This window comes from Cellvibrio sp. BR (genome assembly GCF_000263355.1).
Taxonomy (GTDB): Bacteria; Pseudomonadota; Gammaproteobacteria; order Pseudomonadales; family Cellvibrionaceae; genus Cellvibrio.
This window is the reverse complement of the sequence record NZ_JH668201.1, coordinates 399,752-414,141: the sequence shown is the minus strand read 5'-3', so window position 1 is coordinate 414,141 and position 14,390 is coordinate 399,752. Positions and strand designations below refer to the sequence as shown.

Here is a 14,390-nt window from a genome sequence, read left to right as displayed (position 1 = left end):
AAGCAGGAAGCAGGAAGCAGGAAGCAGGAAGCAGGAAGCAGGAAGCAGGAAGCAGGAAGCAGGAAGCAGGAAGCAGGAAGCAGGAAGCAGGAAGCAGGAGATTATCGCAATCTTCCGTCAAGATAAAAGATTAATTAAACCAAACCCAAATTCGACGAAAAACTATCTATTAATACTCTCGTTAACGCGATCACGCATTTCTTTGCCAGGCTTGAAATGAGGGACATACTTCCCCTCAAGCACAACAGTCTCACCAGTTTTAGGATTACGACCTGTTCTAGGGGCTCGATAATGGAGCGAAAAACTGCCAAAACCACGGATTTCGATGCGCTCGCCCGATGCCAGAATATCTGACATGTAATCAAGCAATAACTTTACCGACATTTCAACATCTTTGATGGTCAACTGATTTTGCTTTTCGGTAATGTATTCAATTAATTCTGACTTTGTCATAACCTGCTCTCTGTTATTGGCCAACGTTCAAGCAACACAACCAATCATAGCTGAGCCTGAGCTCATGTAAACCACCAACAAAAAATAATGGCCAGCAATGCTGGCCATTATTCACAAGCAAAAATTACTCTTTGCTTTGCATTTGCGCTTTAATCAGATCACCCAAGGTAGTTGGAGAAGCTTGATCAGATTGCTTGCTTGAAAGCTCTTTCATAGCAGTCTTTTCTTCTTCAACATCTTTAGACTTCACCGACAAGCTGATGCTACGATTTTTGCGATCTACAGCAATAATCTTGGCTTCAACTTCGTCACCCACTTTGAGCAAGTTACGCGCGTCTTCCACTTTCTCGCGACTCAATTCAGAGGCCTTAAGAACAGCTTCAACGTCATCTGCCAAGGTGATTACTGCAGCTTTGGCTTCAACTTCTTTAACGATACCTTTAACAACAGCACCCTTATCATTTACAGAAACATATTCTGAGAATGGGTCAGTTTCAAGTTGTTTGATACCCAAAGAAATGCGCTCGCGCTCTGGATCGATGGCCAATACCACAGTTTCCAACTCATCGCCTTTCTTGTACTTGCGAACAGCTTCTTCACCAGCTTCATGCCAGGAGATGTCTGACAAGTGAACCAAACCATCAATACCACCATCCAAACCGATGAAGATACCGAAGTCAGTGATTGACTTGATCTTGCCGCTGATCTTGTCACCTTTGGCACAAGTACGAGCAAATGCATCCCATGGATTCTCTTGGCATTGTTTCAGACCGAGAGAGATACGACGACGCTCTTCGTCGATATCCAATACCATAACTTCGATTTCGTCGCCCAATTGAACAACTTTTGAAGGATGAATGTTCTTGTTAGTCCAGTCCATTTCTGAAACGTGGATCAAACCTTCAACACCCTCTTCCAACTCTGCGAAGCAACCGTAATCAGTCAAATTGGTTACTTTTGCTTTCACACGAGCGCCTTCCGGATAACGCTTGGTGATTTGTATCCAGGGATCTTCACCCAATTGCTTCAGGCCGAGCGATACACGGTTACGCTCACGATCAAACTTCAATACCTTAACGTCTATTTCATCACCAACGTTTACGATCTCACCTGGATGCTTGATACGCTTCCACGCCATGTCAGTGATGTGCAACAGACCATCAACACCGCCCAAGTCAACGAATGCGCCGTAGTCGGTAAGGTTTTTAACGATACCTTTAACAGCTTGACCTTCTTGCAAGGTAGCAAGCAGCTCGTCACGCTCAACAGAATTAGCTTGCTCCAACACCGCACGGCGAGAAACAACTACGTTGTTGCGCTTTTGATCGAGCTTGATAACTTTGAATTCCAGCTCTTTGCCTTCGAGATGAGTAGTTTCGCGTACAGGGCGAACATCCACCAATGAACCGGGAAGGAAGGCACGAATACCGGCAACATCAACAGTGAAACCACCCTTAACCTTACCGTTGATAACACCTTTAATAACTTCTTCAGCAACATGAGCCGCTTCAAGAATTTTCCACGCTTCAGCGCGTTTAGCTTTTTCGCGTGAAAGCTTGGTTTCACCGAAACCATCTTCAACACTTTCCAGCGCTACTTGTACTTCGTCACCGATCTGGAGATTCAACTCACCCAGCTCGTTACGGAATTGTTCTGCGGGGATAACACCTTCAGACTTCAAGCCTGCGTGTACGGTAACCCAATCTTTGTCGATATCGATTACTACACCGGTAACGATGGTGCCTGGCACCATATCAACTGTCTTTAAACTCTCTTCAAATAATTCAGCAAAACTTTCGTTCATACTCATCGTATTACCTATGGATTTAGAGGTACAGACGTTAACAACACGCCCTACCTTTTCCGCACGGCCAGTCACGCGGGTCAGTTAAAGTAAAGTGAAAGTCCCCTCAGGCTGGGCTTGACAACCTTCACTGCTGCTAAGAAAAACTATGGATGATCAAAATCAACAAAGCGTAAATTTAGCAGGTGCAAGAGCCTAGCAGAATGCGCTTTATATATCAACAGCTTAGGAAGGACAGAGCCAGCAAAAGGTTGTTGGCACGGAATAAACGAGGGAACTGGCAAATAGTTTGCAATGCAGCAGTAGGCTAAGTTATGCCTCTGCTGCATGCAAAAAAACACATCGAGGTAATTATTTTTTATAACGATCAGACAAGAAAGCTTTGAATTTAGTGCCAACTTCAATATGGCGCTCACCGTAGATAACATTTGCTGCTAAATAACCCAGCTTGGTTCCACAATCATGGCTGCGGCCAATCAATTGATAAGCCTCAACTGTTTCAAGCTCCAGCAAGGTATCCAGTGCATCGGTAAGTTGAATTTCTCCGCCTGCACCCGGCATAGTCTTAGCCAACAAATCCCATACGGTTCGAGAAAGCACATAGCGACCAACAATTGCCATATTCGAGGGAGCATCATCAACGGGGGGCTTTTCAACCATTGCACGTATTGCAGCCGTCTTTCCTGCAGGAATATCCACACCAGAACAATCAACCACGCCGTATTTATCTACCTGATCATGAGGAACCTGCTCAACCAAAATCTGACTAAATCCAGTCTCCTGAAAACGACGGGTCATGCCGGCAAGGTTATCTTGTTTTAGGTTGCACTCTGCGTTATCAACAAGTACGTCAGGTAAAAGCACAGCAAACGGCTCATCACCAACCACGGATTTAGCACAAAGTATTGCATGCCCCAAGCCTTTAGCTTCTGCCTGGCGAACAGAAATAACCGTTAATCCTGGTGGTGTTATAGAACGAACCTCGGCCAACAATGAGCGTTTAAGGCGCGCTTCCAGCTGAGCCTCCAACTCAAAGCTGGTGTCAAAATGGTTTTCAATTGCATTTTTACTTGCATGCGTTACCAGTACAATTTCTTTAATCCCTGCAGCGGCAGCCTCTTCGATTACATACTGTATGAGGGGCTTGTCTACCACCGGCAACATTTCCTTGGGAATTGCCTTGGTTGCAGGCAGCATTCGCGTACCAAGACCCGCAACAGGAATAACCGCTTTTTTTACTTGCATAGAATTATCCTTGAAAAGTGTATTTTTAACTGTTGAGTAAATTAAGTATTTCTGTTGTTTTTTTCTGGAGCAGACTTTTATCGGAGCGGCTTTCCAGATTCAGGCGCACTACCGGCTCAGTATTTGACATGCGTAAATTAAATCGCCAGTTATCAAACTCAAGACTAATACCATCTGTCCTATCAACATGACGGACCTCTTCCTTATAATGCTCATAAACATTTTCAATTGCTTTTTGAGGGTTTTTCACGCTGCAATTTATTTCGCCCGGTGCCGGAAATTTTTCAATTCTAGCCCTAAGCATATGAGATAAAGGTTGCTCCTTGCGTGATATAAGCTCACAAACCAACAACCAAGGAATAATCCCACTATCGCAATAGAAAAAATCTTTGAAATAATGGTGCGCACTCATTTCGCCACCATAAATGGCATCTTCTGAGCGCATGCGCTCTTTGATAAACGCGTGCCCCGTTTTTGATTGAATAGCACACCCTGAATTTTGTTTCGCAATATCTTGAGTGTTCCAGGTTAAGCGAGGATCATGGATAATCTTGGCACCCGGATGCTTAGTTAAAAAAGCCTCTGCAAGCAGCCCGACGATATAGTACCCCTCAGTAAACACCCCCTTTTCATCAAATAAAAAACAACGATCAAAATCGCCATCCCACGCAATACCCATATCCGCCTTATGAGCAATTACAGCCTCAGCGGTAGAGGCTCGATTCTCCACCAGCAACGGATTAGGAATTCCATTCGGAAACGTTCCGTCTGCTTCGTGATTAATTTTAATGAATTCGAAAGGTAGGAATTCTTCCAAAGCATCAATCACATGCCCAGCAACACCGTTACCTGCATTCACCACCAAACGCAGGGGCTTTAATTGCGAAACATCAACATACCCAAGAAGATGTCGCACGTAATCATCCAAAACACTGGCGTGACACAAAGTACCACGCACAACAGAATCAGAAGACGCAAAACTATTTTCTTCCGCTAGACGCTGGATCTTATTGAGACCAGTATCCCCACTGATAGGTATTGAGTTTTCTCGAACCAACTTCATCCCGTTGTAATCAATGGGATTATGGCTAGCGGTAACTTCTATTCCGCCATCAACCTGTAAATGACTAGTCGCGAAATAGACCTCTTCTGTCCCCGTTATACCCAGGTCGATAACATCCACACCTTCGTCGCGTAAACCATTACTCAATGCAACTTTCAATGCAGAGCTGGTAAGCCTAACATCACCACCAACAACCACCGAGCGCGGCTTTAAAAACTGTGCGTAAGCACGACCTATGCGATAGGCGATGTCTTCATTGAGCTCATCACCCAGTTTTCCGCGGATATCATAAGCTTTGAAACAAGTTAGGGGCATTCTGAATCTCACTTAAATAGAATATTTCAGGAGCCCACTGCTTGTGTTTTGAAAATATTTTTATACAAACTCACTCTTCAAGGAGCTGTCATTAATTTAATAGCACATTCTTACTGTTTGTTGACACAAGATCAACCAATTAAAGGTCCCGCCCAATAACTGCCAGCATCTTGACGAAAACCTGATCAATAGTCATTGATGTACTGTCAATCACAACAGCATCAACAGCAGGTCGAAGTGGTGACACGGTGCGATTGGAATCGCGCTCGTCACGCTCTTTGATATCTTTGATCAACGAGCCCATATCGACAGATTCCCCTTTGGCAATCAACTGCTGGTAGCGGCGCTCTGCCCTAGCCTCCGCACTAGCAGTGAGAAAAATCTTTGCTTGTGCCTTAGGAAAGACCGTTGTTCCCATATCTCTGCCATCAGCTATCAACCCGGGAAGAGTTGCAAACTCCCGCTGGCGCTCAAGTAATGCAGAACGCACGGCAGGATATGCAGCAATTTGGGAGGCGCACATGCTTACAGATTCTTGGCGAATCGCAGCGGTAACATCTAAACCTGCTAACAAAATACGAGTGCCATGACTATCAACTTGAAATACAACATCAAGCGTTGAGGCTATTTGTACGATTTGTTGCTCATCATTTAAATCAGCATCACTATTCAGCGCAGCAAGAGCAACGAGCCGATAAAGAGCACCGCTGTCCAACAGGTGGTAGCCGGTATGCGCAGCCAACATTTGACTCAGGGTCCCTTTTCCCGCACCGCTCGGACCATCAATAGTAATTACAACCGGTAAAGATGCACTCATTAGAAAGCCTGTAATAGTGAATACGAACAATTAAGTATTATGTAGTGTTTGAATGATTGATCGACAGGTGGCAACCGGATCGACGGACTGGGTAATAGGCCGACCAATAACCAAATAGCTGCTTCCGGAAGCGATAGCTGCTGAGGGAGTTAAGGTTCTGCGCTGATCATCAGCAGGTGAAGATTCCAAACGAATACCGGGAGTTACCAAGCAAAAATCTGAACCAAAATTGGCACGCATTAGGCTGGATTCCTGTGCGGAGCAAACCACACCATCAAGACCACAACGATGAGTCAGCTTTGCAAGCCTCATTACATGCTCTTCTGGTGAGCTGTTGATTCCAATTCCGGTCAAGTCACTGGCGTCCATGCTGGTCAAAACAGTCACAGCAATCAGTAAAGGACGCTTACCCGGACCCTGCTCCAGAATTTCACGCGCCGCCATCATCATTCGCTCGCCACCTGAGGCATGAACATTCACCATCCACACACCCAATCCAGCCGCAGCCTTCACTGCTTTTGCAGTCGTATTGGGGATATCGTGAAATTTAAGATCAAGAAACACCTCAAATCCAAGCGACATTAACTGCTCAATGATGCGAGGGCCACAAGCTGTGAATAGCTCCTTGCCAACCTTTAAACGGCAATCCCCTGGCGATAGTCGCTTAGCCATAGCAATGCACTGTTCGGCATTATCAAAATCCATCGCAACTACAATTCTTGGACCGAAAACGGACATTTATAAACCTCGTCGACAATAAAAAGCCCAGCATGAAAGCTGGGCTCCTATTAAAACAAAAAATACCGCAAACTTCATCGGTTACCCCGTAATACAGGGAACAAGCTGAGTTTATATACGGATATTTTCACGATTTTGCATCAAGGTTGCTTCACCTATACCTTTTACCTCTAATAACTGGTCAACACTTTTAAAATCGCCATTCGCTGTACGCCAAGCCACAATAGCCTCTGCTTTTTTAACACCTATACCCTTCAGCTTGGTCAGTTCAAGCACATCAGCGGTATTGATATTAATAGCACCTTGCTTAGCAACAACTTCAGCTTTGGCAGTTGGTGAAGGAGTAGATACAGACTCGGCAGCAACTGCAAATGTGGAAGCCAACCCCAAGATCAAAACCGACAGAAAAGACACAATGTATTTCATGAAAACTCCTTTTAACGTTAATTGTCATACCACATCACAACTGATGCGTGCAGCTAAGATAAATAATTAAAAACTTACTGAACAGCAGATATCAACCAAGAATGATGTGAGACATTGCCGACAAAATTATAAAAGCGGAACTTAATCGCAAAAAAAGCCCCAACAAGTGGGGCTTTTCATCGACCGCGATCAGATTCCACTTAAAACATTATCTACCGATTAATGATTTTAAATCCGCCGCCCCCCAATGAGGGAAGTGTTTGCGAATTAATGCATTCAATTCGATTTCAAATTCACTGTAGGATTCTGTGGCCTGCGCTGTAGCAGTCAACTGCTCAACAACCATACCTGCCCCAACAGTGATATTTGTTAAGCGATCAATAACAATAAAAGCACCTGTCGCTCGGTTATTGCTGTATTTATCGGCAACAACAGGCTGGGTTAGCACCAGATCAACAACTGCAATATCATTGAGCTGCAACTGCTCAATATGTGAATGCTCCTGCGTATTCACATCAATTCGATAATCGATGGACTCAATAACACCACTCACGATTTTGCTCGCAAATTTAAACAGGTATTCTGAGTTTGCCTGCGCAGTTTTTTCTGCCATCCAAACAATATGTGCTTTAAGATGGTTTGACTGAGGTACCAAATCCTTAGCCAACACCAACATATCACCCCGACTTACATCAACCTCAGTCGTGAGTGTCAATGTTACCGCCTGACCAGTAAATGCTTCCTGTAACTCACCATCATAGGTCACAATAGATTTTACATAGCTTGTTTTGCCTGAGGGCAACACACGAATTTCATCGCCAACTTTGACAACACCAGAGGCAACATTGCCACAAAAGCCGCGGAAATCCAGATTGGGGCGGTTAACATACTGTACAGGAAAACGGAAATCTGAATAATTTTTATCACCGGCAATCGGTACCGTTTCAAAAATTTCCATCAATGTCTGCCCTTGGTACCAAGGGGCTCTTTCGGAGCGATTAACTACGTTATCGCCATCCAATGCAGAGATAGGCACAAACATGACATTGCTCATACCCAACTTGGCTGAGAAATCAAAATAATCCTGCTTAATTTTTTCAAACACAGCCTGATCAAAATTCATTAAATCCATTTTGTTAACGGCAACAACAATGTGCTTAATGCCAAGTAATGAAGCGATGTAACTGTGACGACGAGTTTGCGTAACCACTCCATAACGTGCATCAATCAAAATAATAGCAAGATCACAAGTGGACGCCCCCGTTGCCATGTTGCGCGTGTATTGTTCATGACCAGGCGTATCGGCAATGATAAATTTACGTTTGGCGGTGGAAAAATAGCGATAAGCCACATCAATAGTAATGCCCTGCTCGCGCTCGGCTTGCAAACCATCAACTAGTAACGCCAAGTCGATTTTTTCGCCAGTGGTTCCATGCTTCACACTATCAGAGCGTATAGCTTCTAGTTGATCTTCGTAAATCATTTTTGAGTCGTGGAGCAAGCGACCAATCAGTGTACTTTTACCATCATCAACGCTACCGCACGTAAGAAAGCGCAGTAATTCTTTTTGTTCATGTTGAGCAAGATAAGCATTAATATCTTGTGCAATCAGGTCAGACTGATGACTCATAGGAATCTCTTTCGTATCAGTAAAATTCAGTAATTCAGAAAGTTTTCATGCGATATGGATGACACGCAGATTAAAAATAACCTTCCTGCTTTTTCTTTTCCATCGACCCCGAACTATCGTGATCAATTACTCGCCCCTGACGCTCAGAGGTTGTTGTTAACAGCATCTCTTGAATAATTTCCGGCAAGGTGGTTGCCTCTGACTCAACAGCACCTGTTAAGGGGTAGCAACCCAATGTGCGGAAACGTACCATCTTTTCCTCAACCTTATCATCCGGACCAATCGGCATACGGTCGTCATCAACCATGATCAATGTACCATCGCGCTCAACTACTGGGCGCTTTGCGGCAAAGTACAAAGGCACAATCGGGATATTCTCCAAATGAATGTATTGCCAAATATCCAATTCAGTCCAATTTGATAAAGGGAACACACGGATACTTTCACCTTTATCTACACGGCCGTTATAAATATTCCACAACTCTGGGCGCTGATTTTTGGGATCCCAGCGATGATTTTTATCGCGGAACGAATACACGCGCTCTTTAGCGCGAGATTTTTCTTCATCGCGCCTGGCACCACCAAAAGCGGCGTCAAAACCGTATTTGTTTAGCGCTTGTTTTAAGCCTTGGGTTTTCATCACATCAGTATGCTTGGCGCTACCGTGAGTAAAGGGCCCAACTCCCATATCAACACCTTCTTGATTGATGTGGACAATCAAATCCCAGCCCAACTCCTTGATGCGCTGATCGCGAAACTCAATCATTTCGCGGAATTTCCAAGTGGTATCCACATGTAGCATGGGGAATGGAGGCTTGCCAGGGAAGAATGCCTTCATCGTTAGGTGCATCATCACCGCGGAATCTTTACCCACGGAATACAGCATAACCGGCTTATCAAATTCAGCAGCCACTTCGCGGATGATATGAATACTTTCAGCTTCAAGCTGCTTGAGGTGAGTCAAGTTGTAGTTTGACATTCAATAGTTACCAGAGTGAGTTCAGCGTTGGCAATCAAACGAGTGTTTGAAAAACAGCAGCGATTATATAGAGCCGAAACGCAAGATTTAATGACTAATTGTTTCTAAGGTTATTCCTGATAGTTTGGGAGCAGCAAACTAGTCCTTTTTAGTTGGCGCCTGACGCTGAGCAAGCATCAAAGTAAATTCATCACGAGCCTCTTTGGCGCGACTGAATACTTTCAGTAAATAATCACTATCTTCATGCTCAATACTACTGCGCAACCGAGAGAGGTTGTCGATAAACAAATCCATTGATTGCAAAATCGCCGTTTTATTCGCGCGCATAATATCGTGCCACATAATCGGATCACTGGAGGCAATCCGGGTGAAGTCGCGAAAACCGCCTGCGGCATAACGAAAGATATTGGGGTTATGAATATCCTGTGCCAAGGTGTCAACCAATGAGTAAGCGATTACATGAGGGAGATGACTAGTCGCGCCCAAAACCTCATCATGCTCTTCCACCGACATGGTTAATACTTCTGCCCCCACGGCTTGCCACATAGCAGATACCAAGGCCAAATCCTGAGCATTGGTATTTGCAAACGGCGTGAGAATAACTCGGTGATTCTCATAAAGATTAGGGTTTGCGGCGGTAACACCACTTTTTTCAGAGCCTGCAATGGGATGCCCCAGAACAAACTGGGAAGGCATGAAGCCAAAGACTTGCTCAGCTGCGCGCTGGACACTTCCTTTGACACTGGCACCATCGGTAATGGTTACCTCAGGTGATATAAATTCCTTGATCTCTTGCAACACTGTAGTAACGGATAAAGTAGGTACCGAGATAAAAATAATATCGCCTGCCCCCAACTCACCGGCGATATCACCCAATGACATATAGGCTCGATCAACCACACCGCATGCAACTGCTTGACTACAAGTGTCAGCCTTGCGGGCGATACCAATAACTTCAGTACAAGCACCGCGTTGTTTTAAACCGGCTGCAAGACTACCGCCAATTAAACCGATACCAACAACAACAAATTTATTGATCAGAGGCTGTGACATAACGAATTACAAAACCGCTTTAGGATATGAGCCAAGCAACTTCAAATCAGCGCAGCGGCTGGCAACCTCTTTCATCACATCGCTAATAAGCGGTTCATCAACATGACCTACAAAATCAATAAAAAAGACATAAGTCCATGCGCCAGTACGCGATGGCCGGGTCTCTACGCGAGTCAGATCGATGTTGTGACGGTGAAATGGCTCCAACAAGTTATGCAGTGCGCCAGGCTCATTGCGCATAGCAACCACAATGGAAGTTTTATCTACACCACTCTGCGGTACAGATTGCTTGCCGATAATAAGGAAACGCGTCGAGTTATCGGGCTGATCCTCAATTTTTTCCGCAATCATTTTCAGGCCATATAACTCAGCCGCCATAGAACCAGCAATAGCAGCAGCGTTCCATTCACCCTTCAGGCGTTTTGCGGCCTCGGCATTACTATTAACGGCAATACGTTCCGCTTTTGGATAGTGTGCATCCAACCACTTGCGGCATTGCGCTAATGATTGTGAATGGGAATAGATCCTGGAAATACTATTGGTATTGGTAACGTCAGACACCATTAAGTTGTGATGAATACGCAACTCTACCTCACCACAAATTTTCAGGTTAGAACCCATAAAATTATCAAGGGTGTGATTAACTACGCCTTCGGTCGAATTCTCTACAGGCACAACACCATAGTTGACTGCACCTGCTTCCACTTCACGAAATACTTCATCAATCGCGGAAAAAGGCATCGCCACTGCTGAATGGCCAAAATGTTTTAACGCTGCCTGCTGGGTGAATGTGCCCTCAGGCCCCAAATATGCAACTTTGATTGGGTTTTCCAGTGCCAAACAGGCAGACATAATTTCACGGAACAAACGAGCCATTTCTTCATTACTTAGCGGCCCGTTATTGCGCTCCATTGCCTTGCGTAACACCTGTGCTTCACGCTCCGGGCGATAAAAAAGAATATCCGCATCTGCAGGAAGACTGGCCTTTTTAACATCAGCAACTTCCTGCGCGCACTCTGCGCGCGCAGAAATAAGGCGACCTATTTCTTCATCGATGGCATCAATCTTGATGCGCAACGCGGATAATTTTTCAGCTTCGGTTTGTTCGATTGACATAGTTAAATTCGCCAATTATTCATCAGCTGATTCATCGGTGGAGGTGTCATCAATCACCTCATCAGCAACGCCGTCATCAGCCAATACTTCGGTATCGTCACCTTCTGCACGGGCAAGCTCGCGCTTGGCATTTTCATCAGCACTTTCTTCGATGCGCTCCAAGCCTTGCATGCGCTCGCCTTCTTTCAATTTAATCAGGCGCACACCTTGGGTATTACGGCTCAGCACAGAGACTTCATCAACACGGGTGCGAACCATGGTGCCCTGGTCGGAAATCAACATAATTTCCTCGCCATCAAACACCTGCACTGCACCAACCAACTGGCCGTTACGCTCAGTAGTTTGCATACCGATAACACCTTGCGAGCCGCGACCTTTGGCCGGGAACTCGCCCACTTCAGTGCGTTTGCCATAACCGTTTTCACTCACGGTTAATACTTGGCCATTTTCCATCGGGATAACCATACCCACTACGCGCTGACCTTCGGCTAAACGAATACCGCGTACGCCACGCGAGGTGCGCCCCATCGCACGCACTTGCGATTCGCGGAAGCGTGCCGCCTTACCAGAACTGGAGAACAGGATTACATCGCATGAACCGTTGGTGATAGCAGTGCCAACCAACGTATCGCCTTCATCCAATTCAATCGCACGCAAACCGACGCTGCGCTGACGCGAGAATTGAGTGAGCGCGGTTTTCTTCACGGTACCATTAGCCGTGGTCATGAAAATAAACTTGTCGTCATCGTAAGATTTCACCGGCAAGATCGAGGTAATGTGCTCGCCCTCTTCCAATGATGGCAACAAATTGATAACTGGACGGCCACGTGACTGGCGACCAGCGACAGGAATCATGTAAACCTTCAGCCAATACACTTTACCGGCGTTAGTAAACAACAGCACGGTATCGTGAGTGCTGGCGATCAATAAGTGCTGCACATAATCTTCATCTTTTACCGCAGTTGCAGATTTACCCATACCGCCGCGACGCTGCGCCTGATAATCATCAAGCGGCTGGCTCTTCGCATAACCACCATGAGAAATTGTCACCACGCGATCTTCAACATTGATCAGATCTTCAGTGGTTAAATCGAGCGTTGAAGCAACAATTTCGGTACGACGCTTATCGCCATAGTCATTAATAACTTGCGTTAATTCTTCACGGATAACTTCCATTAAACGCAAGGCATTGCCAAGGATTTCGAGGAACTCTGCAATCTGGATTAATTTTTCGTCATATTCAGCAAGCAGCTTGTCGTGCTCCATACCGGTCAAACGATGTAGGCGCAATTCGAGAATCGCCTGCGCTTGTGCGGCTGACAAATAATAATGTCCATCGCGCATGCCGAACTCAGCACCCAAATCTTCCGGACGGCAAGCATCTTCACCGGCGCGCTCAAGGTAAGGAGCCATCTCAGCGGCATTCCAGCCACGCCCCATCAAACTGTCTTTTGCTTCAGCAGGCGACGCTGAGTTTTTAATCAGCGCAATGACTTCATCAATATTGGAAATGGCAACCGCCAAACCTTCCAGGATATGGCCGCGCTCGCGCGCTTTACGCAGCAAGTACACCGTGCGACGAGTAACCACTTCGCGGCGATGCTTAACAAACGCCTCAAGTAGTTGCTTGAGGTTAAGGATTTTTGGCTGGCCATCATCCAGCGCAACAATGTTGACACCGAAGGTGGTTTGCAACTGGGTTTGTGAATAAAGGTTGTTGAGCAACACATCAGCTGCTTCGCTTTTCTTCACCTCGATAACGATACGCATACCGTCTTTGTCAGACTCATCGCGCAGCTCGCTAATACCTTCGATTTTCTTTTCTTTTACTAACTCGGCGATACGCTCAATCAGGCGCGCCTTGTTTAATTGGTAGGGAATCTCATGGATCAGAATCGTTTCGCGGCCGGTTTTTTCATCGCGCTCAATTTCTGCTTTGGCGCGCACGATAATACTGCCGCGGCCAGTGCGATAAGCCTGCACAATGCCTGCACGGCCATTGATGATGGCGCCCGTTGGAAAATCTGGCCCCGGGATAAATTCCATCAGTTCATCGATGGTGATATCCGGGTTATTGATCAGTTCGAGGCAGCCCTGCACAACTTCTTTTAAATTGTGCGGCGGGATATTGGTCGCCATACCTACAGCGATACCCGAGGAGCCATTAACCAACAGGTTGGGAATACGGGTCGGCATAACTGCCGGGATTTGCTCGGTGCCGTCATAGTTAGGCACGAAATCGACAGTTTCTTTATCCAAATCCGCTAACAGATCGTGGGCAATTTTTGCCATACGGATTTCGGTGTAACGCATGGCCGCTGCGCGGTCGCCATCGACCGAGCCGAAGTTACCCTGACCATCAACCAGCATATAACGCAACGAAAACGGCTGAGCCATACGGACGATGGTGTCGTATACAGCGGTATCACCATGTGGATGGTATTTACCGATTACGTCACCCACCACACGGGCAGATTTTTTGTAAGGCTTATTCCAATCATTGTTAAGTTCGCTCATCGCAAACAGCACGCGACGATGCACGGGCTTCAAACCATCGCGCACATCGGGCAAGGCGCGGCCTACGATTACACTCATGGCGTAATCAAGGTAGGACTGTTTGAGTTCGTCTTCGATACTTACTGGTGATATTTCTTTGGCGAATTCGACCATGGGATGACAGCTTTCCTTTTTATTAAAGCTTTGGTTATGGTGATTGCTGGTAGCGGGTAATTCGACGTATGGGTTCTATTA

Annotated in this window: 12 protein-coding genes; all 12 read right to left on the bottom strand. The window is 45.8% G+C overall.

Translation table 11 applies throughout. The annotated features are described in order from the left end of the window. Positions 1 to 162: 162 nt before the first annotated feature. The 12 genes from ihfB to gyrA all read right to left on the bottom strand — a co-directional run bounded on the left by ihfB (position 163) and on the right by gyrA (position 14,309). The gene (gene ihfB, locus O59_RS07035) at positions 163 to 453 is read right to left on the bottom strand and encodes an integration host factor subunit beta (RefSeq protein ID WP_007640967.1); all 291 of its coding nucleotides are present in this window, start codon (positions 451 to 453) and stop codon (positions 163 to 165) included. A 124-nt stretch (positions 454 to 577) separates the two neighbouring features. Further along, positions 578 to 2,257: a 30S ribosomal protein S1 gene (gene rpsA / locus O59_RS07030; RefSeq protein ID WP_007640966.1), complete on the bottom strand. Its 1,680-nt coding sequence runs from the start codon at positions 2,255 to 2,257 to the stop codon at positions 578 to 580. Positions 2,258 to 2,608: 351 nt separating this feature from the next. Continuing rightward, entirely contained in the window at positions 2,609 to 3,502 is an 894-nt protein-coding gene (gene galU, locus O59_RS07025) for a UTP--glucose-1-phosphate uridylyltransferase GalU (protein WP_007640965.1), read from the bottom strand. Positions 3,503 to 3,527: 25 nt separating this feature from the next. Beyond that, a complete protein-coding gene (locus tag O59_RS07020) occupies positions 3,528 to 4,880 on the bottom strand; it encodes a phosphomannomutase/phosphoglucomutase (RefSeq protein WP_007640964.1) in 1,353 nt (450 codons plus the stop codon). A gap of 139 nt (positions 4,881 to 5,019) precedes the next feature. Next, positions 5,020 to 5,697, bottom strand: coding sequence for a (d)CMP kinase (gene cmk, locus O59_RS07015; protein ID WP_040391675.1), 678 nt, complete (start codon positions 5,695 to 5,697; stop codon positions 5,020 to 5,022). A 30-nt stretch (positions 5,698 to 5,727) separates the two neighbouring features. Beyond that, entirely contained in the window at positions 5,728 to 6,435 is a 708-nt protein-coding gene (gene pyrF, locus O59_RS07010) for an orotidine-5'-phosphate decarboxylase (protein ID WP_007640958.1), read from the bottom strand. A 111-nt stretch (positions 6,436 to 6,546) separates the two neighbouring features. Then, positions 6,547 to 6,861, bottom strand: a complete 315-nt coding sequence (locus tag O59_RS22190) for a ComEA family DNA-binding protein (protein WP_007640957.1) — start codon at positions 6,859 to 6,861, stop codon at positions 6,547 to 6,549. 208 nt (positions 6,862 to 7,069) lie between these two features. Continuing rightward, a complete protein-coding gene (gene cysN / locus O59_RS07000; protein WP_007640956.1) occupies positions 7,070 to 8,491 on the bottom strand; it encodes a sulfate adenylyltransferase subunit CysN in 1,422 nt (473 codons plus the stop codon). Between the two features lie 70 nt (positions 8,492 to 8,561). Beyond that, the gene (gene cysD / locus O59_RS06995) at positions 8,562 to 9,470 is read right to left on the bottom strand and encodes a sulfate adenylyltransferase subunit CysD (protein ID WP_007640954.1); all 909 of its coding nucleotides are present in this window, start codon (positions 9,468 to 9,470) and stop codon (positions 8,562 to 8,564) included. A 138-nt stretch (positions 9,471 to 9,608) separates the two neighbouring features. Beyond that, the gene (locus O59_RS06990) at positions 9,609 to 10,523 is read right to left on the bottom strand and encodes a prephenate dehydrogenase/arogenate dehydrogenase family protein (protein WP_007640952.1); all 915 of its coding nucleotides are present in this window, start codon (positions 10,521 to 10,523) and stop codon (positions 9,609 to 9,611) included. Between the two features lie 6 nt (positions 10,524 to 10,529). Beyond that, the gene (gene pheA, locus O59_RS06985) at positions 10,530 to 11,639 is read right to left on the bottom strand and encodes a prephenate dehydratase (RefSeq protein WP_007640950.1); all 1,110 of its coding nucleotides are present in this window, start codon (positions 11,637 to 11,639) and stop codon (positions 10,530 to 10,532) included. A 15-nt stretch (positions 11,640 to 11,654) separates the two neighbouring features. Continuing rightward, the gene (gene gyrA, locus O59_RS06980) at positions 11,655 to 14,309 is read right to left on the bottom strand and encodes a DNA gyrase subunit A (protein ID WP_007640948.1); all 2,655 of its coding nucleotides are present in this window, start codon (positions 14,307 to 14,309) and stop codon (positions 11,655 to 11,657) included. Between the last annotated feature and the right edge of the window lie 81 nt (positions 14,310 to 14,390).

What these genes read in the sequence shown, in the direction of transcription:
- ihfB (WP_007640967.1), bottom strand. Translation starts at nt 453, where the DNA reads ATGACAAAGTCAGAATTAATTGAATACATTACCGAAAAGCAAAATCAG.
- gyrA (WP_007640948.1), bottom strand. Translation starts at nt 14,309, where the DNA reads ATGGTCGAATTCGCCAAAGAAATATCACCAGTAAGTATCGAAGACGAA.
- cysD (WP_007640954.1), bottom strand. Translation starts at nt 9,470, where the DNA reads ATGTCAAACTACAACTTGACTCACCTCAAGCAGCTTGAAGCTGAAAGT.
- cmk (WP_040391675.1), bottom strand. Translation starts at nt 5,697, where the DNA reads ATGAGTGCATCTTTACCGGTTGTAATTACTATTGATGGTCCGAGCGGT.
- O59_RS22190 (WP_007640957.1), bottom strand. Translation starts at nt 6,861, where the DNA reads ATGAAATACATTGTGTCTTTTCTGTCGGTTTTGATCTTGGGGTTGGCT.
- cysN (WP_007640956.1), bottom strand. Translation starts at nt 8,491, where the DNA reads ATGAGTCATCAGTCTGACCTGATTGCACAAGATATTAATGCTTATCTT.
- O59_RS07020 (WP_007640964.1), bottom strand. Translation starts at nt 4,880, where the DNA reads ATGCCCCTAACTTGTTTCAAAGCTTATGATATCCGCGGAAAACTGGGT.
- O59_RS06990 (WP_007640952.1), bottom strand. Translation starts at nt 10,523, where the DNA reads ATGTCACAGCCTCTGATCAATAAATTTGTTGTTGTTGGTATCGGTTTA.
- rpsA (WP_007640966.1), bottom strand. Translation starts at nt 2,257, where the DNA reads ATGAACGAAAGTTTTGCTGAATTATTTGAAGAGAGTTTAAAGACAGTT.
- galU (WP_007640965.1), bottom strand. Translation starts at nt 3,502, where the DNA reads ATGCAAGTAAAAAAAGCGGTTATTCCTGTTGCGGGTCTTGGTACGCGA.
- pheA (WP_007640950.1), bottom strand. Translation starts at nt 11,639, where the DNA reads ATGTCAATCGAACAAACCGAAGCTGAAAAATTATCCGCGTTGCGCATC.
- pyrF (WP_007640958.1), bottom strand. Translation starts at nt 6,435, where the DNA reads ATGTCCGTTTTCGGTCCAAGAATTGTAGTTGCGATGGATTTTGATAAT.